The organism is Gordonia sp. WA4-43 (genome assembly GCF_020520305.1).
Taxonomy (GTDB): Bacteria; Actinomycetota; Actinomycetes; order Mycobacteriales; family Mycobacteriaceae; genus Gordonia; species Gordonia hongkongensis.
Map to the genome: position 1 here is coordinate 4,177,274 of NZ_CP084736.1, position 24,434 is coordinate 4,201,707.

A 24,434-nucleotide genomic window follows, 5' to 3' on the forward strand; every position below is an offset into this window, starting at 1 on the left:
CTGTGACCGACACCGTTGACGACACCGCAGACGAGCAGCCCCGCCTCACCGCGCTCGACACCAAGGCCAACACGCAGTTCCCCGGACTCGTCGTTCGCAAGGACCTCGTCGGTCGCGTCCGCGGCAATGCCGTCGTTCCCGGGTACGTCCTCGAATTCCTCCTCGCCCAGTACTGCGCCACCGACGACGAAGCGACAATCGACGCCGGCATCGACAGCGTGCGCAACATCCTCGCTCAGCACTACGTGCACCGCGGCGAGGCCGAGCTGGTGAAGTCGACGATCCGTGATCGCGGACGGCACCGCGTCATCGACAAGGTCGCCGTTGTCCTCGACGACAAGAAGGACATTCACACCGCGGCGTTCTCCAATCTAGGCCTCAAAGCGGTGCCCATCGACGACCGCACCGTCAAACAGCACCCCAAACTTCTCACCGGCGGTGTGTGGTGCATGGTCGACGTCGAGTACTCGGCCGGCGAATCGCACGAGGACCGGTGGATCATCGCCGGGCTCAAACCGATTCAGCTCGGACAGTTCGACGCCCCGCGGTACCTCGCCGCCCGCGCCGAATTCAGCACCGAGGAATGGATCGACCTGCTCGTTCAGACGGTCGGATTCGACCCGGACCGGCTGTCTCCGCGCGGCAAGCTCCTCCAGCTCGTTCGCCTGATCCCGTTCGTCGAACGCAACTACAACCTCGTCGAACTCGGACCCAAGGGAACTGGCAAGTCACACGTCTACTCTGAGTTCTCCCCGCACGGAATGTTGATATCGGGCGGCGAGATCACCGTCCCGAAACTGTTCGTCAACAACTCCAACGGCCGCATCGGCCTGGTCGGGTTCTGGGACGTCGTCGCGTTCGACGAGTTCGCCGGACAGAAGAAGGTCGACAAGGCACTCGTCGACATCATGAAGAACTACATGGCGAACAAGACGTTCTCCCGCGGCGTCGACACCATCCCGGCCGAAGCGTCGATGGTGTTCATTGGCAACACCTCTCGGCCCGTTCCCACCATGCTCGCCCACTCCGATCTGTTCGAGGTGCTGCCCGCGTCGTACTACGACGCCGCCTACCTCGACCGGCTGCACTGCTACCTCCCCGGCTGGGAAGTCGAGATCATCCGGCGTGAACTGTTCACCGACGGCTACGGATTCGTCGTCGACTACCTCGCCGAGGCACTGCGGCACCTGCGCACCCAGGACTTCTCCGATGCCTACGCACCCGACTTCGTGCTGTCCGAGGAGATCTCGACCCGCGACCGTGACGGTGTGCGAAAGACGTTCTCCGGCCTCATGAAACTGATCCACCCGCACCGCGGCGCTACCGGGGACGAAGTGGAGGAACTGCTGCGGTTCGCGATGGAAGGCCGTAAACGCGTCAAGGACCAGATCCTGCGGATCGACCGAACCATGGACCCAGTCCGCTTCGGGTACAAGGACTCCTCCGGGAACTGGCACTCGGTGACCACCCAGGAGGAACTGGACTTCCCGCACCTGTACCACCGCACCACCGAGGAAAGCGGCGAAGCGGAGAGTGACGGGGCGCCCACGCCCAGCACGACGACGTCTTCTCCCGCGCCGCCGGAGCCGGTTGCGCCGCTCCGGACCGGCGCACTCGACATCCCCGAGAATGCAATGGGGCACTCCTTCGAAGGACTGCTGATTCCGCACCTACGGGGTGCGAAGAAGATCGAAATCGTCGACCCGTACATTCGTGCGCCGCATCAGCTCCGAAACCTCTACGAGCTCCTCGTCGAGATCATCGCGGCCAAGCCGGCAGAAGAGACCGTTGCCGTGCACGTCCGTACTGCTCAGGAGACCGAACGGGACGACTGGAAGAAGGCGCAGCTCATCGGCCTGTCCGACATCATGGACGCCGTCGAGGAAGGCGGAATCGAGTTCACCTGCGATTTCGAGAAGGGACTGCACGATCGGCAGATAACGACAGATAACGGATGGCGCATTCAACTTGGCCGTGGGCTCGATATATTCCAGCCATTTGTAAAAAGAAACAACTTCGATTTGCGGATGAAGCGTCAGGATCAGCGACGTACGCGCTCGTTCACAGTCACCTACCTGAAGACCTAGCGCGGACCGACGCACGTAGCCGTAGGCCATATCAGCACGGTCGCCATCGGCAGGTGAGTCAAGCCAGTTCGCCCGCACGCATTTGGTCCACTGCCCGGGCTCTTATTCGAAGTTCTCTCCGGGGTCAGTCGCGGCTCTATGCGAAGACTGCTCGACCTCCATGGCTGCCGCGGCAAGGTCGCGCGGGCTGAGCTCGTTGGCGAGCATGAAGCCCATGAGCTTCTCGATTATTGCCAGCGATGCTTCGAGTCGCTGGACGGAAGCTGACTTGAAGTCACTGAACGCCGTGAGCCGGTTGAGTTCAGCGCCGATCTCAGCCTCTGCGGCGGTGAGTCGGTACCAGAGAGTCTCGTCGAACGGCTCCCCGATCGAGTTGAGCGCGTGAGCTACTGCCACGTGAATGGCGACACTCGTCGGGTCGGTCATCAGTGGTTGAGCTCCACCGCGCGCGGTGGCCGCCAGAGTGGTCACCATCGCCCCGGTCGATGCAAGACCCCCCAGCATGGCCAGACCACCGACCATTCCGCCCGGTCCGAACGCAGCTAGTCCACCGACAATCGCCGCCGCACCTGCCGCCCCGGCCGCACCCGCCATGGCGATACCGATGGGGCCCGCCGCCAAGAGCGCGATGCCCGCCGCTGCTGCGAACACGCGGGTCTTTGTTCCGAAGACACTCCGTCTGCCTGCGACGACGTCAGTGACGTCACGAACAGCGCTGGCCACTTTCTTGCCTGTCTTGCTTGGATATCCAAGATCCATGAGAAGACGGGTCAATGCGTCGATTCGTGCATCCCCTGCGTCGATCTCATAAGGGTCGAGCACATTGGTGAACGAGACGACCACTGCCTGGCTCACTGCATCTGGTAGGTCCCAGCGCCTCGGTAGCGTGGGGAGACGGCCTTGAACTAGTTCAGCCAATTCGGTAGGGAGAGGGCTGCCTTCAGCCTTGGCCTCTATCGTGTCTGCGAAGTTGTCCTGGAGCACAGCCAGCGCGTCCTCGTAGCGGTCGCGGGTCTTTTCATCCTCGAGGAGTCCAGCGACGATATGGGCGTACTTGAGCGCGAGTAGTGACGATGCGTCGGCGTCGTCAAGTCTGAGGGCAATGCCACCTCCGCTTGGAACAATCCTCGCGGAGGGGTACTTGATGTCCGCTATCACGCTCGCGACGGCAGGATGCTTGAGGTATACGTGCGCGGAATGCTCCCTCGCACCATTGATTCCGAAGTCTTGAGCGCCATTGAAGATGCCGGTGAGTCCGCGACCGGCGGTCACCGGGTCGTAACAGTCGAGAAAGTTGGACCAGTCGTCAACCCGAGCGTACGGAAAGCGCTGCAGAATGCGATCACTGCCGGCGTGCAAAGACGGTGAGCCGGCCGGGCTACCGATCGTGATGAAACGTCGCACCTGAAGTTTGGGATGGAGATGATCGAGAAGGTCGATCGCGATCACGCTACCCAGGCTGTGGCCGATGAGGATTACCTCGCCGGTGGCAGGAATGTCGTCCAAGATGTTGGACAGCACCGCGGCGCGGACGTCCTCGTCGGTCATGTAGCCCTTGACCTGTTTGAGCACATCAACCATTGCCGATGAGATGCCGATCTGCTGGAGTCGGTTGATCACCGGTCCCGGGAAGCGGCCAAAACCGAAGGTCTGGACAGCGCCGGTCTTACCGAGCATTCGCTGGACTTTGGCCTGCCGCCGTTCGAATGCACGCCGTTCGTCATGGTCGTCTTTGACCTTGTATGTCTTACCCGGATGCTTGCACTTCACCCCGCGTGCATTCAGGATGCCCGAGTATCGAGGTGCGATCACATCGGAGTCTTCGATCGGAGCAGCGCCTATGCCGGCAAGTCCCCTGTTGAGCCCTGCCAGCCATGAGCGCTCGGGATCTCCGTTGCCAACCCCGTGGAGATAGACGATCTTCACTGTGTATCCCTCCCTGTCATGCCTCGCCGTAATCTAGTGCCCGCCGGGTGGTCGCGGATATCCGAAGGGCTATGTGGTCTCAAGAGGTGGGACGGTCGTGCGTGATCGGCGGCGCACCGAGGCAGCCGGACTGATAGTCGAAGTTCTGGATTGTTGCGCTGTTGTAGCCCTGATCTGAGAGCGCGCGGCCGATAAGTCGCGAGGCGGCGCAGTACCGGCCGAGATGAACGTTGAGCGCTCTGGTCACCTGGACCGCCGTCTTGTATCCGGCGGCGTACTCGATTGCGCGGTCATGCGACATACGGTTCATCGTCAGATCGCGATAGGCGTAGTCCGCGACCTCGATATCGCTACTCGCGTCGGTCACCGACCCGTTCAGCTCGAGAGGCGGCACCGCGCCCGCAGTGCCGGCTCCGACGGACAGCGCAGCGAATACCGCCAGTCCCGCGATCCATCGTCGTTTCATCATCATGTTCCGGCTCCTGAGAGGTCGATCTGTACGAACCGGATGATCTTCACATGCCGCTGTGACACTCTTCGGCGTCATCGTGTCCTCTGATCAGACGAAAGTATGCATCCGACGACGAGCGGGTCTTCCACGTGCATTCGGGATATCTGCGGGTTTGGCAGTGCGCTACCACCGGAGGCGGAAAGTCGCCGAAGCGGATCAACTCGGTCGGGCACGCTCGTGCGTCTGTTGCGCGTTCGTAGAGTTCGTCGAGCGTGACCCATGATGGACGCGGGCGGGTGCGATGGTCACAAAGGTGGTGCTGCCGAACTTGGAGGTCGCAGACCATTCGTAGGCCGGACTGCCCGCGCTGGGAGGAGTGCCCACACTGGGTCCACGCCACAGACACTGGTAGCGGAATCTGCCCAATCACTACACCATTCACCATTCACGACATGAGATGGGCGTTGAAGCGCCAGGCTAGACTCGGCCCATGGCATCGGTCTTCAGCATGATCATCAATGGCGATCTCCCGGGTCGATTCGTCTGGAAGGACGGCGAGGCGGTCGCGTTCCTCACGATCGAACCGGTCACGCCCGGTCACGTCCTGGTGGTTCCCCGCGCCGAGGTCGACCACTGGGAGCAGATGGACACCGCCGCGTTCGCGCACCTCAGCGCCGTCGCGCAGAACGTGGGTCGCGCGGTGAAGGACGCCTTCGACGCGCCGCGGATGGGCCTGCTCATCGCCGGCCTCGAAGTCCCGCACGTGCACGTCCACGTGTTCCCGGCGCTCTCGATGCAGACCTTCGACCTCGCGAACGCGAACAAGAACGCCCGCCCCGAGGACCTCGACGCCGCGGCCGAGAAGATCCGCGCCAGCCTCCGGTCGCTCGGGTACGGCGAGTACGTCGCCGACTGACCCGACCGTCCGGCAAACCCACCACTTTTCGGCGAACCCACCCCTCGTCAGGGTGCTGGGTATGCCGAAAAGGGGTGGGTTTGCGTAGGGCTCACACCGTCCGGTGGATCAGCAGCGGTAGCACCGCGGTGGCGCCGGCCTCGCGAAGGGCGGCGGCGGCCAGGGTGATCGGCCAGCCCGAGCCGTTGGCGTCGACCACGAGCAGCACGGCGCGGCCCGCGACGTCGGGCGGGTCGCCGAGGTGGTCGCGCCAGTACGCGGCTTCGACCGCGCCGGTCGCGTCGGTGGGCGGATCGCCCATGCGCACGGGAAAACTGCCGCCCTCGCGTTTCCCGACCTTCCGCAGGTGGTCGGCCAGGGTCTCGGCCAGGACGGTGCCGGTCAGACGGAGCGACACGATGACGTCAGCCCGGATACCGGTGTCGCGCACCCACGCGGCCAGCGTCGCAACCGCGGCGTCGCCCAACTCGGCGAGCGCGCGCTCGTCGCCGTTGCGGGCCGCGGCCAGCACCTCGACCCACTCCGGGGCGTCGGCATGGGCCAGGACACGACCCGGCTCGGCCAGGAGATCGGCGGAAATTCTTCCGCGACGCCCGAATTCGCCACCGGGCCACATCTTGCGGGGGTCCAGGGTCTGGGCCTTGCGACGCAGCGTCGAGGTCACGGTGCGGACGATCTCGGCGTCGACCGAATCGGGGAGTCCTTCGCTGAGGGCGCCCCGGCAGACCGAGCAGCGTCCGCAGTCCGCGGCCTGCGGGTCGTCGAGGGATTCGGTCAGCAACCGCATGAGGCACGTGCGGCCCGCGATGTAGGCGCGCATGATGTCGGCCTCCCGACGGCGCACGGCGAGGATGCCGTCGTAGTGCTCGGCGTCGTAGGTCCAGGGCTTGCCGGTGACGACCCACCCGTCGGCGGTCCGGTCGGTGACGCCGTCGACCGCCAGTTGCTTGAGCATCAACTCGATACGCGTGCGCCGGAAGCGGGTGGCGGCCTCGAGCTGCACCACCGACTGCGGCTCCGCCGCGGATTCCAGGGCGGCGAGCAGATCGCGCATCTTGTCCGGGTCGGGGATCGTCGCGGTGGCGAAGTGGTCCCAGATCCGGTCGTCGGTCTGCGACGCCAGCAGCATCACGACGGCGTCGTCGAGGGCGCGTCCGGCACGGCCGACCTGCTGATAGTAGGAGACCGGCGACGGCGGTGACCCGACATGCACCACGAAGCCGAGATCTGGCTTGTCGTAACCCATTCCGAGCGCCGACGTCGCGACCAGCGCCTTGACCTCGTTGCGCAGCAACGCGTCCTCGAGCTCATGGCGGCGGTCGGCGTCGAGCTGGCCGGTGTAGGCCGCCACCGCGACGGCGTCGCCATGGACGGCCCGGATCGCCTCGACCAGGCGGTCGGCGTCGGCGACGGTCAGCACGTAGACGATGCCCGACCCCGGCAGCGAAGGCAGCGACTGCGCGACCCACCCGTACCGCTGGACCGGGGACAGGCCGTCGAGGACGTTGAGGTGCAGCGACTTTCGTGCCAGCGGCCCGCGGAGGACGAGCGTGGGCTCACCACCGGCCCCGGCGTCAAGCTGAGCCGCCACGTCCTCGGTGACGCGGGCATTGGCGGTGGCGGTGGTGGCCAGGACCGGCGTCGTCGGGTTGACGGTACGCAGCACGTCGGCGACGCGGCGGTAGTCCGGGCGGAAGTCGTGACCCCAGTCGGACACCGCATGTGCTTCGTCGATGACGAGCAGGCCGAGGTTGCCGGCCAAGGCGTCGAGAACCCGGCGACCGAAGCCCGGATTGGCGAGCCGTTCCGGTGACACGAGCAGCACGTCAAGGTCGCCGGCGCGCAGCTGTGCCTCGATCATCGACCACTCGTCGACATTGGACGAGTTGAGCGTCGCCGCCGACAACCCACCGCGAGCGGCGGCGGCGACCTGGTCGCGCATGAGCGACAGCAGCGGTGACACGATGAGCGTCGGCCCCCCGCCACCCGCCCGGATGATCGCGGTCGCCGACCAGTAGACCGCCGACTTGCCCCACCCGGTCGCCTGGACGACCAGCACGCGGGCGCCGCGCTCGGTGGGATCGGCGGGCCGGCCGGCCAGTGCGGTCACGGCCCGGAGCTGGTCGTCGCGCAGCGCGGCGCCCTCACCGGCCAGGCTGGTGATGACACGGTTGGCGGCGGTCAGCTGGTCCGGGGCGAGGGTTGCGGCCATGCGCCCCAATGTAGTGGCGCCCTCGGACACGCCGACGCGGTCCGTCCACACCGCGGCGTGTACCCGGCGAAGCGTTCACAGGAACCTGGCAGTTCACATGCAGGGTGACGCGAGGCTGGGAATCGAGAGTTGTCCGCATGATCCCAGAAGCACCGCCGGGCGCCCCGGCGCAGATGTACACCGTCGCCGACACCTCTACGCCGAATCCAGTACTCGACATCGTGGTCCCCGTCTACAACGAACAGGACGACATCGCCTCGTCGGTGCGACGCCTGGCCGACCACCTGCGCGCGCATGTGCCGTACGCGTCGCGGATCACCGTCGCCGACAATGCCAGCACCGACGAGACCCTCGAGATCGCCGTCGCACTGGCCGGTGAACTCGAGGGCGTTCGGGTCGTCCATCTCGAGCAGAAGGGCCGCGGACGCGCGCTGAGCGCGGTGTGGCAGCACAGTGACGCCGAGATCGTCGCGTACTGCGACGTCGACCTCTCGACCGACCTCAACGCCCTGATGCCGCTCATCGCCCCGCTGGTGTCGCGGCACTCCGACATCGCGATCGGGACGCGCCTCAACCGCTCCGCACGCGTGGTCCGAGGACCCAAGCGCGAGTTCATCTCCCGCTCGTACAACCTGATGCTGCGTACTGCGATGGGCGCCCGGTTCTCCGATGCGCAGTGCGGATTCAAGGCCATGCGCACCGACATCGCCCGCGAACTGCTGCCGTTCGTCGCCGACACCGGCTGGTTCTTCGACACCGAGCTCCTGGTCCTCGCCGAACAGATCGGTCTGCGCATCGCCGAGGTGCCGGTGGACTGGGTCGACGACCCCGACAGCACCGTCGACATCGTGCCGACCGCGATCGCGGATCTGAAAGGCTGTGCGCGCGTGGGCCTCGCGCTCGCGATGGGTCGACTCCCGATCGCCCAGCTACGAGCCTCGATCGGCCGGGACCGGGCTGCGGGACCGCAGCTCGACGGGGTGCCGACGGGCATGGTCGGGCAGCTCGCCCGCTTCTGCGTGGTGGGCGTGGCGTCGACGCTGGCCTACGCGGTCCTGTTCCTGGCGCTGCACTCGTTCTTGGGCGCCCAGGTCTCCAACGTGGTCGCGCTCGCGATCACCGCGGTCCTCAACACCGCCGCCAACCGGCGCTTCAGCTTCGGTATCCGCGGACGCGACAACGCCCTGCGCCACCAGCTCTTCGGCCTCGGCGTCTTCCTCTTCGGCTGGGTCGTCACCTCGGGTGCGCTGTTCGTTCTCCACACCGTCGCCCCCGACGCGACGAAACACATCGAACTGATGATCCTGGTGATCGCGAACCTGGTGGCGACGCTCACCCGGTTCGTCGGTCTCCGCTGGGTGTTCCGCAAGGCGCCCGCTCACCACACGGAGGTTGCCGCATGAGTACCACCCTCGTCTCCCCGGCGGGCTCCGTTGCGCCCGCAGACTCCTCAGGAGTGACGCGTTCACCGGCGAAAAGTGCCATCTGGGAACGTCTCTCGCTGGCGGCGCTACTGGTCGGCACCACGGTGGCCTACCTGTGGAACCTGTCGATCAACGGGTGGGCCAACTCCTTCTACTCGGCTGCGATCCAGGCCGGTTCCCAGTCGTGGAAGGCGTGGTTCTTCGGGTCGTCGGACATGGCGAACTCGATCACGGTCGACAAACCGCCTGCCTCGCTGTGGATTCCGGGGCTCAGCGCCCGGATCTTCGGGGTCAACCCGTGGTCGATCCTGGTGCCCGAGGCGCTGATGGGCGTCGCCTCGGTGGCGCTGCTCTACCTGATCACCCGGAAGTACTTCGGCCACTGGGCCGGCATCGTCGCGGGGGTGACCCTCGCGGTGACACCGGTCGCGGCGATGATGTTCCGCTTCGACAACCCCGAGGCGCTGCTCATCCTGCTGATGATCGCCGCGGTCTGGTCGATGATGAAGGGACTCGAGGACGGTCGATGGCGGTGGTTGATCCTGACCGGCGTGTTCGTCGGCTTCGGTTTCCTCACCAAGCAACTCCAGGTCATGCTGATCGTGCCGCCGCTGGCGGTCACCTACCTCGCGTTCGGACCGCGTGGTTGGTTGCGCCGGATCGGACAACTGTTCGCCGCGCTCGGCGCGATGATCGTCAGCGCCGGCTGGTGGATTCTCGCCGTCGAGCTGTGGCCCGCGTCGTCGCGCCCGTACATCGGTGGCTCACAGAACAACTCGATCCTCGAGTTGACCCTCGGCTACAACGGCCTGGGCCGGCTCAACGGCAACGAGACCGGCGCCGTCGTCCCCGGTGGTGGGGGAAACGCGATGGAGGGCATGGGCGGTGGACCGGGTGGCCCCGGCGGCGGGGGCGGCGCGTGGGGCGAGACCGGATTGCTGCGGATGTTCGAACCCGCGCAGGGCGGTCAGATCGCCTGGCTCATCCCGACTGGCCTGATCCTCGCCGCCGTGGCACTCGTACTGATCGGCAGGGCCCGACGAACCGACCCGCGCCGTGCGTATCTGGTCGTCTGGGCGCTGTGGCTGCTGGTCACGATGGGTGTCTTCAGCTTCATGGCCGGGATCTTCCATCAGTACTACACGGCGGCACTGGCTCCCGCGGTCGCCGCGGTCGTCGCCGGCGGCGCGGCGGTGTGCTGGTCGCACCGGGACCGGCTGTGGGTGCGGATCGCGCTCGGGATCTCCGTCGCGGCCGCCGCGATCTGGGGCTTCGTCCTGCTCGATCGCGCACCCGACTTCGTGCCGTGGCTGCGATACGCGGTCCTCGTCGTGGGACTCCTCGCCGCGGTGGCCATGGTCTTCACCCAGCGTCGGACCGTCGCGGCCGCAGCGCTCATCGGGGCCATCATGGCGGGCCTGGCCGGGCCGGTCGCCTACACCGTCGACACCATCGCGACCGAGAAGAGCGGATCCATCATCACCGCCGGACCGCGCGTCGAGGGCGAATTCGGTCCCGGTGGCGGTGGCCCGGGTGGCCCCGGCGGACGGGGCATGCCCGGCATGCCACCGCAGGGTTTGGGAGCACCCGGACAGGGGATGCCCGGTATGGGTCAACAGGATGGGGGCGGTCGCGGTGGCGACGGAGCCGCCGGAGGACTGCTCCGTGGTTCGACGCCGTCGGCGGCGCTCGTGGACAGGCTCACCGCCGACGCCGACGAGTACACGTGGGTCGCAGCTGCCGTGGGCTCGATGTCGGCGTCGGGCTACCAGCTCGAGACCGGACACTCGGTGATGCCGATCGGCGGATTCAACGGCAGCGATCCGTCGCCGACCCTGGCCGAATTCCAGCAGCTCGTGGCCGCGAAGAAGATCCACTACTTCATCGGTGGCGGTTCCGGTCCCGGTATGGGGGGCGGCATGGGCGGCAACTCGTCGCAACCGTCGTCGCAGATCAGCACCTGGGTGCAGGAGAACTTCACCGCCGTAACCGTCGACGGCGTGACCCTGTACGACCTCACCCAGCCCACGAGCTGACCGGCGCCGACACCGTTTGGGCGGTCACGGGTACCGGCGTTTAGAGTCATGAACGTGCGCGTACTCGTGATCGGCTCGGGCGGCCGCGAACATGCCCTCCTCATCGGTCTGGCGAACGATCCGGCGGTCACCGACCTGCACGTCGCCCCGGGCAACGCCGGCACCTCGTCGATCGCGACGAACCATCCCGTCGACGCCGTCTCCGGCGACGCGGTCGTGGCGCTGGCACGCGAGATCGGCGCCGACCTCGTGGTCATCGGTCCCGAGGTGCCCCTGGTCCTCGGGGTCGCCGACGCCCTGCGCGCGGCCGGCGTCGCGACTTTCGGTCCGAGTGCCGAGGCCGCGCAGATCGAGGGGTCGAAGGCGTTCGCGAAGGACGTCATGAAGGCCGCGGGGGTCACGACCGCCCATGCCGAGATCGTCGACAATCCCGCCCGGCTCGACGCCGCACTCGACCGGTTCGGCCCGACCTGGGTCGTCAAGGACGACGGTCTGGCCGCGGGCAAGGGCGTCGTCGTCACCGCGGACCGTGACGTCGCCCGCGATCACGCGGCCGAGTGTCTCGAGAGCGGCCACCCCGTCCTGCTGGAGAGCTTCCTCGACGGGCCGGAGGTGTCGTTGTTCTGCCTCGTCGACGGCGAGACCGTGGTGCCCCTGCTGCCCGCGCAGGACCACAAGCGCGTCGGGGACGACGACGCCGGACCGAACACCGGCGGGATGGGTGCCTACGCGCCGTTGCCCTGGCTGCCCGCCGAGATGACCACGCGCATCGTCGACGAGGTCGTCAAACCCGTTGCCGCCGAGATGGTTCGACGAGGCATCCCGTTCTCCGGCCTGCTGTACGCCGGCCTGGCGATCGGGTCGGACGGGCCCGCCGTCGTCGAATTCAACTGTCGCTTCGGCGATCCGGAGACCCAGGCGGTGCTGGCCCTGCTCGAATCGCCGCTCGGGCAGGCGCTGCACGCGACCGCCACCGGCACCCTCGCCGACCTCCCGCCGCTGCAGTGGCGCGACGGGGCCGCGGTCACCGTCGTGGTCGCCGCGGAGAACTACCCCGGCAAGCCGCGCACCGGCGACCTCATCACCGGTGCCGACACCGACGGGGTGCTGCACGCCGGCACCGCGCGCAACGCCGACGGCGCCGTCGTCTCCTCGGGTGGGCGGGTGCTCGCGGTGGTGGGCACCGGCGCCGATCTCGCCGAAGCTCGCGAGCAGGCCTACGCGCGGATCGCCAACATCAAGCTCCCCGGTTCGCACTTCCGCCGCGACATCGGCCGCAACGCCCTCGAGGGCCGGATCAGCATCTGAGTCTCGCTCCCTCGTCCCGTTCCCGATCACCGAAATCGGTTGTGCAAGAACGAAATAGGGAACTACGGTCGACTCAGACCGCCAGGTTCCGCCCGAGGAACTCGACCTGCTCGGGCAGGACGCTGCGCCAGTAGCGATTGGTGTGACCACCCGCCGCGGTCCCGAACGCCGCCGGTGGCCGGAGTCCGGCGGCCCACTGCCGCGTGTAGGTGTAGAACTGGTCGCTCGAGCCGATGTTGATCAGCAGCGGGATCTTCGCGAACTTCGGCTGGGCTCCGAACAGCGAGTTCGCCTGGTAGTCGGCGAGGCCGTCGAAGGCGCGCGGCGGGAAGTTGCGCGGGTCGGCCCACATCGCGGGGGAGCTGACCGCGACCGCGGCGACACGCGGCGAACCCAGCATGGCCGCCAGGCGCAACGCGCCGTACCCGCCCATCGACCATCCGAACAGGCCGATGCGTTCGGTGGACAGGTCCAGGTCCGGATTGCTCGCGAGCATCGGCAGGAACTCGTCGAGGATCATCGCGCCCCCGTCGGCGCCGTCGGTGCGTCGGTGGTAGTAGTTGCGCCCGATGTCGGCGGCGGCCAGCGCGAACGGCGCGTTCCCGGCGTCGACGTACTGCTGCATCACCGACTGCATCTCGAGCTTCGGCCCGAAGATCGACTTCTCGTTGGTGTTGAGCGCGTGCAGCACGACGACGACGGGCAGGGTGCCCGTCACCCCGTTGGGCCGGGCGACGGCCCAGCGCGTGTCACGCCCGGCCATGCGCGCCGAGCGGAAGCTGCCGGTGATCAGCGGTGGGCCGCCGGTGACCGGTGGCGGCGACGCCTCGACCGGTAGTTCATCGTCGGCCCGACCCTCGAGCTTGCGGGGCTCCACCGACGTCGGCGGGGTCGACCCCGAGCACGCGGCGACCCCCAGGGCGGCGGCGCCGAGGCCGGCGGCCAGGACAGCACGACGCCCGACGAACGCACGGGCGTGTCCGTCGGGATTGCTGGGGAGGGGTGGCACTCGGGTCATCGAGTCAACAGGGTAATGGCCGACCCCCGTCCCGCCGCAACGGAATGGCTCCCGACGCGCACCGTTGTGAGGAATTCCTCTCAGCTGTGCTGCCAGAAACCGGCGTGGACCTCGTGTGCGGCGTCGATCGCGAACGGACCGCGTACCACGATCGGCCGACTGCCCGCCTCGAAGATCCGTCGGCACGGCATCGCCAGCGTGGGATTGGCGGGATCGTCGCCGGTCATCTCCCGCAGGTCGTCCTCGCCGAGCGCGTAGACGACCGTCCCGACCCCGGCCCAGTAGATCGCGCCGGCGCACATGGCGCACGGCTCGGTGCTGGTGTACAGCGTCAGCTCGGCGCGCGTGTCGAGATCGAGGTGCCCGACCGCGCGGACGACGTTCGTCTCGGCATGCCCGGTCGGGTCACCCGCGGTGTCCACGGAATTCATCGCTTCGGCGACCACGCTGCCGTCCGGCGCCAGCAGCAGTGAGCCGAACGGGTGGTCGCCGCGCGTCCGGGCCCGGGCGGCGAGGTCGATCGCCTGCCGGAGATGGGTGATGTCTGGGTCCTCGTGACTGTCGGGGGACATGTCCCGATCGTCGCACGGTTCCGCACGCCGGCGTGGGGCGAACGGCGAGTGTCTCAGGCCTGCCCGACGAGTTCACAGCTGAAGTCGACGGGCCGCGCGCGCCGGTCGAACTCGACGTGCGCCACCGACTCGCCGTCGGTGACGTCGCAGATCGGCGACCGGCCGCCGTCGGAGCCGGTGCGCCAGCTGATGTGCCAGCCGCGGCGGGCGGCCATCCCGTGGATCGCCACCCGATGATCGTTGACCGCAAGTGATCTCATCACCGTCGGCATCGTGGTGGCGAAGTCGGCGAAGGTCGGTTCGGGCAGCGCGACGTCGTCGAGGAGGTACACCGCGAGATCCCCGTCGTCGTGCTGTGCCGTCCAGTACGGACTGATCCCGGTGCTCTCGACCGCGGCCGCGGCCACGATGTCGATCGCCTGTGTCCGGTAGTCGGCGATCTGGTCGCGAGACAGGCTGGGCGGCAACGACACCCGGGGAACGGCGAAATCATCGACGCCGAATCGGGCGCCGACGTCGCGCAGCGCGGCGGCTGGACCCGCCGGTTCGCCGCGGGGATGGGCCCACCCCCACACGATCGCGTCCGATTCGATGACCGCGATCAGCGTGGCACGTGAACGGACACAGTCGCGCTGCCCGCCCGGGTCGGACGAGGCCGTCGAGGTGAAGACGACGGACCGCTCCGCCGGGTCGCAGCGCGACTCGAAGCTACCGAGCCGTTCGCGCAGGAAGTCGGCGAACGCGACCTGCCGCAGACAGGTGTAGAGCGCCGCGTAATCGGCGACAGCATGGAGGCCGTCGAACTGCATGAGGTCACGGTAACCGCGGGTGTGGTCGTCGTACCCCTCTGTCCGACGTCCGACTGACGGGCGACCGCCGTCGGGCATTCCGCCGAGGTCAGCGGGCTTATACGGGAATCCGCCTGGGCGTGTATCGCTTTGGTGAAAGCGATACGACGGTACCGGCCCTTTGGCAGCATTGACTCCCATGATGACCTCGGCGGCGACACCGAAGGGTGCGCGGCGGCGGTCTCGACTGATCGAGGCTGCCGGCGAGTTGCTGCTCGAAGGAGGCTTCGATGCAGTGCGTCATCGCGCGGTGGCCGAGCGCGCGCAACTACCGCTGGCGTCGACCACCTATTACTTCGGTTCCCTCGACGACCTGATGGCCGAGGCCGCCGCCAATCTGTGCGCGCACGACGAGACCGCAGTCGCCGCCCGCTGCAACGCTCTTCCGCGCCGGCACCGGGGCAGCACGGCGACGGCGGGTGCCCTCGCCGACGTCTTCGTCGGTTCCGACACCACCCTCCAGCAGCTGTCCGCGCGGTACGAGATGATCGCGCTCGCGGCGCGGTATCCGCTTCTGCGCGAGGTCGTCGCGAGTCGGGGACAATCGCTGGCGTTCCACCACTGCGAGGTCCTGGTGAAGTCGCACCGGGTCGCCGATCCGGCGCACATCGCGCAACTGATCGGCATCGAGGACGGAGCCATCGTGGGAGCGTTGTCCCAGACCGCGGTGCGGCCGGTCGACGCGGTGCGCGACGCGCTGCTCGACGTCGTCGACGTCCTCGCCCCGCGGGAGTGACCGGACGGGGTGTCCGGGCCGAACCTCGCGAACTCACCGTGCGGTGGACGCGGCGATGACACGATGGGGCGTCAGGCCACCGACGGGGAAGGGGATCGCGTGTCAGCGAGACGATGGATGGTGGGAGTAGGGGCCGCGCTCGGCGCGGCGGTCATGGGGGCCACGGCGTTCGTCGCCCCGACGGCGCAGGCGGCGCCGGCCGGGCGGGTCGATGCGTCGATCCCGTTCTCCTCGGCGGTCTACGGCACCGGCTGCACCTATCCGCTGACCGTGGCGGTCAACTCGTCCGGCTGGGTCGAGTTCTTCGAGGTCAAGGCGGGTCTGCCGCCGCGTTTCGTGGGCCGCGACCTGCCTCAGGGTGCGCTCGCCTCGACCACGTGGGTCCCACACCGGACCGGTGACAAGTACCTGTATGCCGTGCAGAACGGGAAGGTGTCGGCGCCGACGTTCGTCCGCGTGCGACAGGGTTACGGGTCCAACGGGGCGTGCATCGCGTTCTGACGGTGTGTGCTCGGCCCTCGCCGGGTTTTGAGGATCGCGACGGCCGCGACCTACACTGACCGGGTGTCGAAGCCCGTCATCGCCAACGTCCTGGCCAGCCGCTATGCCTCCGCCGATCTCGCCGAACTGTGGTCGGCGAGCACCAAGATCGAGCTCGAACGGCGACTGTGGATCGCGGTCCTCAAGGCGCAGCGCGACCTCGGCATCGATGTACCGGCCGACGCCATCGCCGACTACGAACGCGTCGTCGACCAGGTCGATCTCGCCTCCATCGCCGAACGTGAACGGGTCACCCGCCACGATGTGAAGGCCCGGATCGAGGAGTTCAACGCCCTGGCCGGCCACGAGCAGATCCACAAGGGCATGACCAGCCGCGACCTCACCGAGAACGTCGAGCAGCTGCAGATCCTGCGTTCGCTCGAACACGTCCATGCCCACGGCGTGGCGGTGCTGGCGCGCATCGTCGCGCGTGCCGCCGACTACTCGTCGACGGTGATGGCCGGACGCAGTCACAACGTCGCCGCCCAGGCCACCACGCTCGGCAAGAGGTTCGCCTCGGCCGCCGACGAGCTGATGATCGCGCTCACCCGGTTGCGCGAACTCATCGACCGCTACCCGCTGCGCGGGATCAAGGGGCCGATGGGCACCTCGCAGGACATGCTCGACCTCCTCGGTGGCGACGCGGTGAAGCTCGCCGACCTCGAGGGCCGGGTCGCCGACCACCTCGGGTTCGCCCGCTCGTTCACCTCGGTCGGCCAGATCTATCCGCGGTCGCTCGACCACGACGTGGTGTCGGCACTCGTGCAGCTGGCGGCCGCGCCGTCGTCGCTGGCCCACACCATCCGGCTGATGGCGGGCCACGAGCTGGTCACCGAGGGCTTCCAGCCCGGTCAGGTCGGCAGCTCGGCGATGCCGCACAAGATGAACACCCGCAGCTGCGAACGCGTCAACGGGCTCGCGGTCGTACTCCGCGGATACGGCTCGATGGCCGCCGAACTGGCGGGCGCGCAGTGGAACGAAGGCGACGTCTTCTGCTCGGTCGTCCGTCGTGTGGCCCTGCCCGACGCGTTCTTCGCGATCGACGGACTGATGGAGACCTTCTTGACCGTTCTCGACGAGTTCGGTGCCTACCCGGCCGTGATCGCCAACGAGCTCGACCGTTATCTGCCGTTCCTCGCGACCACCAAGGTCCTGATGGCCGCGGTGCGCGCCGGCGTCGGGCGGGAGACCGCGCACGAGGCGATCAAGGAGAACGCGGTCGCGGTCGCGCTCGCCATGCGGGAGGAGGGACGCGAACCCGACCTCCTCGACCGGCTCGCCGCCGACGACCGCATCCCGCTCGACCGCGCGCAGCTCGACGCGTTGCTGGCCGACAAGACGGCCTTCGTCGGTGCCGCCGAACAGCAGGTCGCCGACGTCATCGCGGCCGCGGAGAAGATCATCGGGCAGTACCCCGACGCCGCGGGCTACTCGCCGGCGCCGATTCTGTAGCTCTCCGCCATCTCACTCCGGCGCGCTGACGTCGGAGTGCCTGCTACCCCCTGCTCCCTGAGGTGCGAGCGAAGCGAGCCACGAAGGGCTCCGCAACGTGTCTCACCAGGCCCTTCGTGGCTCGTCGCTATCGCTCCTCACACCTCAGGGAGCAATGGGGTCGCTCCTTTCGGATTAGGGAGCAGAAGGTCGGCTCTGTCACTCGGGGGTCGAGACGTCGGAGTGCCCGAGGTTCCAATCCGGGAGCGCGGTGTCGCGCACGCGACGCTTGAGTTCGGGAGCACCGGGGAAGCCGCCGTCGCGCTTGCGTTCCCAGATCTGGGTGCCGTCGACGTCGATGACGAACACGCCGCCGGTGCCGGGGACGAGGGTCACCGAGCCGATCTCGGTGCCGAAGGTGTTCAGCAGTTCCGAGGCCATCCAGGACGCCCGCAGCAGCCAGTTGCACTGCGTGCAGTAGGTGATGGTGATGTGCGGCTCGCTCATCGGTCCAGGATCGCAGAACCCGGGGCCCACGGCCGGGCGGGTGGTCCCTGCCGCCCCGCGGGGTCACCTCACCCTCTAGGGTCGAGTCCATGCGTCCTGAACTGCAGTCCTACCGTCATCTGGCGTCGGGGAAGGTCCGCGAGATCTACGAGATCGACGCCGACACCCTGCTGCTGGTGGCGTCCGACCGGATCTCGGCCTACGACCACATCCTCAGTCCCGCGATCCCCGACAAGGGGCGCATCCTCACCGCGATGAGCTTCTACTGGTTCGACGAGCTCGGCGTGCCCAACCATTTGGCCGGCGGCCCCACCGACGAACGGATCCCGGCGTCGGTCGTGGGCCGGTCGATGGTGGTCCGTCGACTGCCGATGGTGCAGGTCGAATGCGTCGCCCGCGGCTACCTGACCGGCTCGGGCCTGCTCGACTACCAGGCGACCGGGTCGGTGTGCGGCGTCGAACTGCCGGCGGGACTGGCGGAGGCGAGCAAGCTCCCCGAACCGATCTTCACGCCGGCCACCAAGGCCGAGCAGGGTGAGCACGACGAGAACATCAGTTTCGAGCGGGTCGTCGAGCAGGAGGGGGAGGAGTTGGCGCAGGCGCTACGATCGGCCACCCTCGACATCTACGCCCGCGGCGCCGCCGTCGCCGCCGAGCGCGGAATTATTTTGGCCGACACCAAATTCGAGTTCGGCCGCGGGGCCGACGGTGAACTCGTCCTGGCCGATGAGGTGCTCACCCCCGACTCGTCGCGGTACTGGGAGGCCGCCACCTACGAGGCCGGCAAGGTGCAGCCCAGCTTCGACAAGCAGATCGTGCGAAACTGGCTCACCGGTGCCGAATCCGGGTGGGACCGGGCCTCCGATGAAGCGCCGCCGCCGTTGCCCGACGACGTCGTCGACCGCACGAGGCAGCGCTATATCGATGCCTACGAATGGATCTCGCGAAAGTCCTTCGCGGACTGGCCCGACGCAGAGGTGATCTGATGACCGACGAGAAGACCATCATGAACGCAGCGCCGGTCACCGCGCCGGTGGCCAAGAAGGTGCCCACCGAACGCACCCACCACGGCGACACCTTCGTCGACGACTACGAATGGTTGCGCGACAAGGACGATCCGGAGGTCATCGCCTACCTGGAGGCGCAGAACGCCTTCACCGAATCGCACACCGCGCAGCTGGCGGACCTGCGCACGCAGATCTTCGGCGAGATCAAGAGCCGCACCAAGGAAACCGACATGTCGGTGCCCAACCGGCGCGGGCGGCACTGGTATTACGGGCGAACCCATGAGGGCAAGCAGTACTCGACATCGTGCCGCTGCCCGATCCGGTCCGAGGACGACTGGACCCCGCCAGAGGTGGGCGACGACCCGCTGCCCGGCGAGGAGATCCTGCTCGACGCCAACGTCGAGGCGGAGGGTCACGATTTCTTCAGTCTCGGGGCGCTGACCGTCAGCGACGACGGCAACTGGCTCGCCTACAGCATCGACATCGTCGGGGACGAGCGATACACCCTGCGCGTCAAGGACCTTCGCACCGGGCAACTCCTCCCCGACGAGGTTCGCGACACCTCGGGGGGTGCGGTGTGGTCGGCGGACGCCCGGCACGTGTTTTACTCGACGGTCGACGCCGCCTGGCGCCCGGACACGGTGTGGCGCCACGACATCGGTGCCGGGACGGCCGACGTCAAGGTCTTCCACGAGCCCGACGAGCGGTTCTGGGTCGGGATGGGCACCACCCGGAGCGACAAATACCTCGTCATCGGCGTCGGGTCCAAGATCACCTCGGAGAGCTACCTGCTCGCCGCCGACGACCCGACCGGCGAATTCCGCAGCGTCGCACCGCGGGTCGACGGGGTCGAGTACAGCGTCGAGCACGCCGTCATCGGCGGCGAGGACTATCTGGTCATCGTGCACAACGAAGTCCGCGACGGGCAGAAGGCGGAGAACTTCGCCATCGACCTCGCGCCGGTCGCCGACCCTTCGGACCGTCGTCCGCTGATCGCGCACGACCCGCAGCGCCGGATCGAGGACCTCGACGCCTTCGCCGACTACCTGGTCCTGTCCTACCGCCGAGATGCGTTGCCGCGTCTCGCCATCGCCGATCTGCGGCAGATCGACGGCATCCCGGTCGAATCGGATTTCCGCGAGGTGACCTTCGACCAGGAGCTCAGCTCCGCGGGCCTCGGCGCCAACCCGGAATGGCGTGCCCCGAGGCTCCGCATCGGATACGGCAGTTTCATCGAACCGGCGGAACTGTTCGAGCTCGACGTCGCCTCCGGCGAGCGGACCCTGCTCAAGCGGCAGCCGGTGCTCGGCGGTTACGACCCGGCCGACTACGTGCAGTCGCGGGAGTGGGCCGTTGCCGAGGACGGCACCCGGATTCCGCTGTCGGTGGTGCGGCGCAAGGAAACCGACGCCGCCAAGCCGGCGCCCCTGCTCCTCTACGGCTACGGCTCCTACGAGGCGAGTATCGACCCGTACTTCTCGGTGGCGCGACTGTCGATGCTCGATCGCGGCATGGTCTTCGTCCTCGCCCACATCCGCGGCGGTGGGGAGATGGGGCGCTACTGGTACGAGAACGGCAAGGAACTCAGCAAGCGGAACACCTTCACCGACTTCGTGGCCGCGGGACGGCATCTCGTCGACACCGGGTGGACGACACCCCAGCAGATGGTCGCCGAGGGCGGGTCCGCCGGCGGATTGCTGATGGGTGCGGTCGCGAACCTCGCGCCCGAGTTGTTCAACGGGATCCTGGCGTCGGTGCCGTTCGTCGACGCGCTGAACTCGATCCTCGATCCGTCGTTGCCCCTCACGGTGATCGAGTGGGACGAGTGGGGTGACCCGCTGCACGACCCGCAGGTCTACGAGTACATGAAGACCTACACGCCGTACGAGAACGTCGACGCGAAGCCGTATCCGCCGATCCTCGCCTTGACCTCGCTCAACGACACCCGGGTGCTGTTCACCGAGGCGGCGAAATGGGTTGCGCGACTGCAGGAGAAGACCACGTCGGACAACCCGGTACTGCTCAAGACCGAGATGTCCGCCGGCCACGGCGGCGTCAGCGGACGCTACAAGCAGTGGGAAGAGGTCGCGTTCGAGATCGCGTGGATCCTGCAGCAGTCGGGCGCGCTCGATACTCCCGCCGGTTGAGCTCACCCTTCCGCTGGTTGAGCTCACCTTCCGCTGGTTGAGCTCACCCTTCCGCTGGTTGAGCTTGTCGAAACCACAAAGCCCCACCGACCCGGGAGTCGGTGGGGCTTTGGTTTGCGATCAGCAGGAGATGATCAGTGCATCATGATCGGACCGCGGTCCATGTCCTCTTCGGTGAGAGGCGACGCGATCTTCTTGCGGGGCAAGAAGAACGCGGGGATCAGGGTGAGGACGATCAGGACCACCGAGATGGTGAACGTGCTCGAGAACACGTCCGCCGCGGTCTCGAAGAACGACTCCGGCAACGGGTTCGGCACGCCCGGCGGCAGCGGATCGTCGGAGGTGTTCGCCATGATCGCCAGTCCCGCCTCGGGTCGGCTCGCCAGGCTGCTGGCCAGGATCACCGAGATGACGGCCGTACCGATCGACGTGGCCGACTGCTGGATGACGTTCAGCAGCGTCGAACCGTCCGGGACCTGCGGGTTGCTGAGTGTTGCGAGAGCCGCGGACATGATCGGCATCATCGTCATGCCCATGCCGAGGCCCTGCACGAACAGCGAACCGCAGATCAGCCAGTACGAGGTCTCGGCGCCGAGGAACATGAACGTACTCAGACCCAGCACGATCAGGACGATGCCGCCGAGCACGAACTTGCCCGGACCCATCTTGTCGGTGAGACGGCCGGCGATCGGCATGGTGAGCATGGCGCCGATGCCCTGCGGGGCCAGCAGCAGACCGGCGGTCAACGTGGACTCGCCGCGCACGCCGATGAAGTACTGCGGGAACAGCAGCGCCGCACCGAAGAACGCGACCATGAACAGCACCATCGTGGTGACGGAGATGCTCAGTGTGCGGTTCGCGAAGAGCCGCAGGTCGAGCAGCGGGTTCTTCTTGCGCAGGGCGTGCACGATGAAAGCGACGATCAGGATGGCACCGATGATGGTCGGCACCAGAACCGATGCCGTGACGAACGTGCGGTGCTCGGCGCTCGAGGAGATACCGAACAGGAACAACGCGAGCCCCGGCGACAGGAGCAACAGACCGACGACGTCGATCGAGGGGCGGCTGGTCTCCGCGTCATCGCGCAGGACGATCCACGAGAAGACCAGCGCGATGATGCCGATCGGGACGTTGATCAGGAAGATCCAGTGCCAGCTCAGCTGCTCGATGAGGACGCCGCCGAGGATCGGGCCCGAGATCGGACCCAGAAGCATGGGGATACCGAGAACGGCCATGACCGAACCGACCCGCTCGGGACCGGCCGCCTTGGTCAGCATCATCATGCCGATCGGCATCAGCATGCCGCCGCCGAGTCCCTGGATGACGCGGAAGGCCACGAGCATGCCGATGTTCGGCGCCAGCGCGCACAACACCGAACCCACCGTGAACAGGACCAGCGAGACGAGGTAGACGCGCTTGGTGCCGAAACGCGATGCCGCCCAACTCGACAACGGGATCACCGCCGCCAGTGCGAGGGTGTAGCCGGTCGCGGTCCAGGCGGCGCCCGCGGCGTCGGTGCCGAACTCCTGCTGGAAGGTGTTCTGGGCGACCGCCACCACGGTGACGTCGAGGATCGACATGATCGCGCCGAGCACGACCACGCCGGCGACCAGCAGGACGTGGCGGTCCAGCTTGGTGTCGGGTGGGCCGTCGTGCAGATGGCCACCTGTGGATGAGGTCATTCGCGTGTTCCTATCGGTCGGGCGAGAAATGGGCGTGCGCGCGGCCATCCGCGGCAGAGGAGTCTGTGGGGCTCGTTCGACCCGTGAGGGTCGGTGGTCAGAGATCAGGGAGTGACGAGGCAGGAGAGAGGAGTCATGAGGCCTGCCGCCCGTCGGTGGGCAGACAGAAATGGTCGACGCCGTCGTCGACGATGGGACGCAGTGCCGCGCAGAGGTTGTCGCGCATGTCTGCGGGCAGGTTGGCGACGAAGTGTCGGATGGTCCCGCGCTTCACGGCCAGATGGGTCTCGAGGTAGCGCCGGCCCGCGTCGGTGAGGGAGATGCGCTTGACCCGACGGTCGGACGGGTCCTCTCGACGGTCGACGAGACCTCCGGTCACCAGCTTGTCCACCGTCCGGCCGGCGGCCGCGAGGGACAGCTGAACGTGATCGGCGATCGCGTTGACCGGCATCGGCCCGGGTTGGCATGCAAGCGTGGAGAGGATCCGGAGCTGCGAGAACGTGACCTCGCTTGCCGCCAGACTCTCCAGCGCCTCGGGCCGGCTCAGATCGATGAGCCGCTCGAGGAAGGCGTTGAGCGCCGACGACGCAGCGTTCACCGACTCGTCGGCGCCGCTGTTCGACCTGCATTCTCCGGACACCGAAAGATGCTAACCCGAATGCAACTATTGCCGAAACGCAATTAACGGTGACCTTGCGCATACCGTGGCGGCACCTGTGACCCGGGTCTCCCGAAGGCGGCGCGGGCGCCGTCTAATCTGGCAGCCATGGCCAACATCAAGGACATCCCCGTTACCGCTCTGGACGGCTCCGACGTCTCGCTGAAGGACTTCGGCGGACCGCTGCTCGTGGTGAACGTCGCCAGCAAGTGCGGCCTCACGCCGCAGTACGCCGGCCTGGAGGAACTCGCCAAGACGTACGGAGACAAGGGACTCACCGTCGTCGGAGTGCCCTGCAACCAGTTCATGGGGCAGGAGCCGGGTACCGCCGAGGAGATCGCGACCTTCTGCTCGGCGACCTACGGGGTGACCTTCCCGCTGCTGGAGAAGACCGACGTCAACGGCGAGGCGCGTCACCCGCTCTACGCCGAACTCACCCAGCACGCCGACGCCGACGGGGAGGCCGGCGACATCCAGTGGAACTTCGAGAAGTTTCTCGTGAACGCCGACGGTGAGGTGGTCAACCGCTTCCGTCCGCGCACCGAGCCGACCGATCCGACGGTCGTCGCCGCCATCGAATCCGTGCTCTGACCCGATTTGGTGCACCCGGTAAGCTGACCGGCGTGAACTGATCGGGAGAACACCGGTCAGGCGACAACCGACCAGCAGACATTGAGGAGCGGTCCATGGCGCGAGTGGTGGTCGACGTGATGCCCAAAGCCGAGATTCTCGACCCGCAGGGGCAGGCCATCGTCGGCGCCCTGGGCCGGCTCGGGTTCAGCGGGATCGGCGACGTCCGTCAGGGCAAGCGCTTCGAGCTCGAGGTCGACGACACGGTCGACGACACGACGCTGGAGCGCATCGCCGAGGAGTTGCTGACCAACACCGTCATCGAGAACTTCAACGTCTCGCGCGTCGCGGAGTAGAG

The 24,434-nt window shown here is 67.4% G+C and carries 21 protein-coding genes; 12 read left to right on the top strand and 9 right to left on the bottom strand.

Annotation, left to right across the window (positions count from 1 at the left end; all coding sequences use genetic code 11):
• The first annotated feature begins 2 nt into the window (after positions 1–2).
• Complete coding sequence (gene brxL, locus LEL84_RS18960) at positions 3–2,087, top strand: BREX system Lon protease-like protein BrxL (protein WP_226512493.1); 2,085 nt, start codon at positions 3–5, stop codon at positions 2,085–2,087.
• A 102-nt stretch (positions 2,088–2,189) separates the two neighbouring features.
• Here the strand turns inward: brxL and LEL84_RS18965 are convergent, their stop codons facing one another.
• The gene (locus tag LEL84_RS18965) at positions 2,190–4,013 is read right to left on the bottom strand and encodes a hypothetical protein (RefSeq protein WP_226512494.1); all 1,824 of its coding nucleotides are present in this window, start codon (positions 4,011–4,013) and stop codon (positions 2,190–2,192) included.
• Between the two features lie 79 nt (positions 4,014–4,092).
• Entirely contained in the window at positions 4,093–4,485 is a 393-nt protein-coding gene (locus tag LEL84_RS18970; RefSeq protein WP_226512495.1) for a hypothetical protein, read from the bottom strand.
• 469 nt (positions 4,486–4,954) lie between these two features.
• Here LEL84_RS18970 and LEL84_RS18975 point away from each other — a divergent pair, with 469 nt between their 5' ends.
• Positions 4,955–5,380, top strand: coding sequence for an HIT family protein (locus tag LEL84_RS18975; protein ID WP_004020640.1), 426 nt, complete (start codon positions 4,955–4,957; stop codon positions 5,378–5,380).
• A gap of 91 nt (positions 5,381–5,471) precedes the next feature.
• On the opposite strand, the gene LEL84_RS18980 is transcribed toward LEL84_RS18975, so the two are convergent.
• The gene (locus LEL84_RS18980) at positions 5,472–7,592 is read right to left on the bottom strand and encodes a RecQ family ATP-dependent DNA helicase (protein WP_226512496.1); all 2,121 of its coding nucleotides are present in this window, start codon (positions 7,590–7,592) and stop codon (positions 5,472–5,474) included.
• Between the two features lie 137 nt (positions 7,593–7,729).
• On the opposite strand from LEL84_RS18980, the gene LEL84_RS18985 reads away from it, so the two are divergent.
• From LEL84_RS18985 to purD, 3 genes are read left to right on the top strand one after another with little or no spacing between them, the layout of a single operon-like run.
• Positions 7,730–8,995 carry a bifunctional glycosyltransferase family 2/GtrA family protein gene (locus tag LEL84_RS18985; protein WP_159370074.1) on the top strand — a complete coding sequence of 422 codons (1,266 nt, stop codon included), beginning with the start codon at positions 7,730–7,732 and terminating at the stop codon, positions 8,993–8,995.
• The gene (locus LEL84_RS18990) at positions 8,992–11,052 is read left to right on the top strand and encodes an ArnT family glycosyltransferase (protein ID WP_226512497.1); all 2,061 of its coding nucleotides are present in this window, start codon (positions 8,992–8,994) and stop codon (positions 11,050–11,052) included. The genes LEL84_RS18985 and LEL84_RS18990 overlap by 4 nt, the downstream gene beginning before the upstream one ends.
• Before the next feature lie 54 nt (positions 11,053–11,106).
• Positions 11,107–12,360, top strand: coding sequence for a phosphoribosylamine--glycine ligase (gene purD / locus LEL84_RS18995; protein ID WP_226512498.1), 1,254 nt, complete (start codon positions 11,107–11,109; stop codon positions 12,358–12,360).
• A gap of 73 nt (positions 12,361–12,433) precedes the next feature.
• Here purD and LEL84_RS19000 read toward each other — a convergent pair whose 3' ends face one another.
• The 3 genes from LEL84_RS19000 to LEL84_RS19010 all read right to left on the bottom strand — a co-directional run bounded on the left by LEL84_RS19000 (position 12,434) and on the right by LEL84_RS19010 (position 14,759).
• Positions 12,434–13,378, bottom strand: coding sequence for an alpha/beta hydrolase (locus LEL84_RS19000; RefSeq protein WP_137810466.1), 945 nt, complete (start codon positions 13,376–13,378; stop codon positions 12,434–12,436).
• 80 nt (positions 13,379–13,458) lie between these two features.
• Positions 13,459–13,950, bottom strand: coding sequence for a nucleoside deaminase (locus LEL84_RS19005; RefSeq protein ID WP_165630588.1), 492 nt, complete (start codon positions 13,948–13,950; stop codon positions 13,459–13,461).
• A gap of 53 nt (positions 13,951–14,003) precedes the next feature.
• Entirely contained in the window at positions 14,004–14,759 is a 756-nt protein-coding gene (locus LEL84_RS19010) for a DUF6882 domain-containing protein (protein ID WP_226512499.1), read from the bottom strand.
• Positions 14,760–14,940: 181 nt separating this feature from the next.
• On the opposite strand from LEL84_RS19010, the gene LEL84_RS19015 reads away from it, so the two are divergent.
• From LEL84_RS19015 to purB, 3 genes are all read left to right on the top strand, one after another.
• The gene (locus LEL84_RS19015; protein ID WP_171011670.1) at positions 14,941–15,534 is read left to right on the top strand and encodes a TetR/AcrR family transcriptional regulator; all 594 of its coding nucleotides are present in this window, start codon (positions 14,941–14,943) and stop codon (positions 15,532–15,534) included.
• A gap of 99 nt (positions 15,535–15,633) precedes the next feature.
• Positions 15,634–16,035: a hypothetical protein gene (locus tag LEL84_RS19020; protein WP_065631490.1), complete on the top strand. Its 402-nt coding sequence runs from the start codon at positions 15,634–15,636 to the stop codon at positions 16,033–16,035.
• A 63-nt stretch (positions 16,036–16,098) separates the two neighbouring features.
• Positions 16,099–17,526, top strand: a complete 1,428-nt coding sequence (gene purB / locus LEL84_RS19025; protein WP_058251227.1) for an adenylosuccinate lyase — start codon at positions 16,099–16,101, stop codon at positions 17,524–17,526.
• 198 nt (positions 17,527–17,724) lie between these two features.
• On the opposite strand, the gene LEL84_RS19030 is transcribed toward purB, so the two are convergent.
• The gene (locus LEL84_RS19030) at positions 17,725–18,012 is read right to left on the bottom strand and encodes a SelT/SelW/SelH family protein (RefSeq protein ID WP_058251226.1); all 288 of its coding nucleotides are present in this window, start codon (positions 18,010–18,012) and stop codon (positions 17,725–17,727) included.
• 89 nt (positions 18,013–18,101) lie between these two features.
• On the opposite strand from LEL84_RS19030, the gene LEL84_RS19035 reads away from it, so the two are divergent.
• A complete protein-coding gene (locus LEL84_RS19035; protein WP_137810234.1) occupies positions 18,102–18,998 on the top strand; it encodes a phosphoribosylaminoimidazolesuccinocarboxamide synthase in 897 nt (298 codons plus the stop codon).
• Entirely contained in the window at positions 18,998–21,166 is a 2,169-nt protein-coding gene (locus tag LEL84_RS19040) for a S9 family peptidase (protein WP_226512500.1), read from the top strand. Before LEL84_RS19035 ends, LEL84_RS19040 begins: the two co-directional genes overlap by 1 nt.
• 134 nt (positions 21,167–21,300) lie before the next feature.
• Here LEL84_RS19040 and LEL84_RS19045 read toward each other — a convergent pair whose 3' ends face one another.
• Together LEL84_RS19045 and LEL84_RS19050 are read right to left on the bottom strand one after the other, a co-directional pair.
• Positions 21,301–22,848 carry a DHA2 family efflux MFS transporter permease subunit gene (locus LEL84_RS19045; RefSeq protein ID WP_226512501.1) on the bottom strand — a complete coding sequence of 516 codons (1,548 nt, stop codon included), beginning with the start codon at positions 22,846–22,848 and terminating at the stop codon, positions 21,301–21,303.
• Positions 22,849–22,981: 133 nt separating this feature from the next.
• On the bottom strand, positions 22,982–23,488 hold the full coding sequence (locus LEL84_RS19050; protein WP_058251222.1) for a MarR family winged helix-turn-helix transcriptional regulator: 507 nt from the start codon (positions 23,486–23,488) through the stop codon (positions 22,982–22,984).
• Positions 23,489–23,614: 126 nt separating this feature from the next.
• Between LEL84_RS19050 and LEL84_RS19055 the strand changes: the two genes are divergently transcribed.
• The gene (locus LEL84_RS19055; RefSeq protein ID WP_137810230.1) at positions 23,615–24,097 is read left to right on the top strand and encodes a glutathione peroxidase; all 483 of its coding nucleotides are present in this window, start codon (positions 23,615–23,617) and stop codon (positions 24,095–24,097) included.
• A 95-nt stretch (positions 24,098–24,192) separates the two neighbouring features.
• Positions 24,193–24,432: a phosphoribosylformylglycinamidine synthase subunit PurS gene (gene purS, locus LEL84_RS19060; protein ID WP_010844201.1), complete on the top strand. Its 240-nt coding sequence runs from the start codon at positions 24,193–24,195 to the stop codon at positions 24,430–24,432.
• The last annotated feature ends 2 nt before the right edge of the window (positions 24,433–24,434 follow it).

Excerpts from the sequence above, each read along its gene's own strand:
- LEL84_RS18970 (WP_226512495.1), bottom strand. The coding sequence starts at position 4,485 with ATGATGATGAAACGACGATGGATCGCGGGACTGGCGGTATTCGCTGCG.
- LEL84_RS18975 (WP_004020640.1), top strand. The coding sequence starts at position 4,955 with ATGGCATCGGTCTTCAGCATGATCATCAATGGCGATCTCCCGGGTCGA.
- LEL84_RS18980 (WP_226512496.1), bottom strand. The coding sequence starts at position 7,592 with ATGGCCGCAACCCTCGCCCCGGACCAGCTGACCGCCGCCAACCGTGTC.
- LEL84_RS18985 (WP_159370074.1), top strand. The coding sequence starts at position 7,730 with ATGATCCCAGAAGCACCGCCGGGCGCCCCGGCGCAGATGTACACCGTC.
- LEL84_RS18990 (WP_226512497.1), top strand. The coding sequence starts at position 8,992 with ATGAGTACCACCCTCGTCTCCCCGGCGGGCTCCGTTGCGCCCGCAGAC.
- LEL84_RS19000 (WP_137810466.1), bottom strand. The coding sequence starts at position 13,378 with ATGACCCGAGTGCCACCCCTCCCCAGCAATCCCGACGGACACGCCCGT.
- LEL84_RS19005 (WP_165630588.1), bottom strand. The coding sequence starts at position 13,950 with ATGTCCCCCGACAGTCACGAGGACCCAGACATCACCCATCTCCGGCAG.
- LEL84_RS19010 (WP_226512499.1), bottom strand. The coding sequence starts at position 14,759 with ATGCAGTTCGACGGCCTCCATGCTGTCGCCGATTACGCGGCGCTCTAC.
- LEL84_RS19015 (WP_171011670.1), top strand. The coding sequence starts at position 14,941 with ATGACCTCGGCGGCGACACCGAAGGGTGCGCGGCGGCGGTCTCGACTG.
- LEL84_RS19030 (WP_058251226.1), bottom strand. The coding sequence starts at position 18,012 with ATGAGCGAGCCGCACATCACCATCACCTACTGCACGCAGTGCAACTGG.
- LEL84_RS19035 (WP_137810234.1), top strand. The coding sequence starts at position 18,102 with ATGCGTCCTGAACTGCAGTCCTACCGTCATCTGGCGTCGGGGAAGGTC.
- LEL84_RS19040 (WP_226512500.1), top strand. The coding sequence starts at position 18,998 with ATGACCGACGAGAAGACCATCATGAACGCAGCGCCGGTCACCGCGCCG.
- LEL84_RS19045 (WP_226512501.1), bottom strand. The coding sequence starts at position 22,848 with ATGACCTCATCCACAGGTGGCCATCTGCACGACGGCCCACCCGACACC.
- LEL84_RS19055 (WP_137810230.1), top strand. The coding sequence starts at position 23,615 with ATGGCCAACATCAAGGACATCCCCGTTACCGCTCTGGACGGCTCCGAC.
- purS (WP_010844201.1), top strand. The coding sequence starts at position 24,193 with ATGGCGCGAGTGGTGGTCGACGTGATGCCCAAAGCCGAGATTCTCGAC.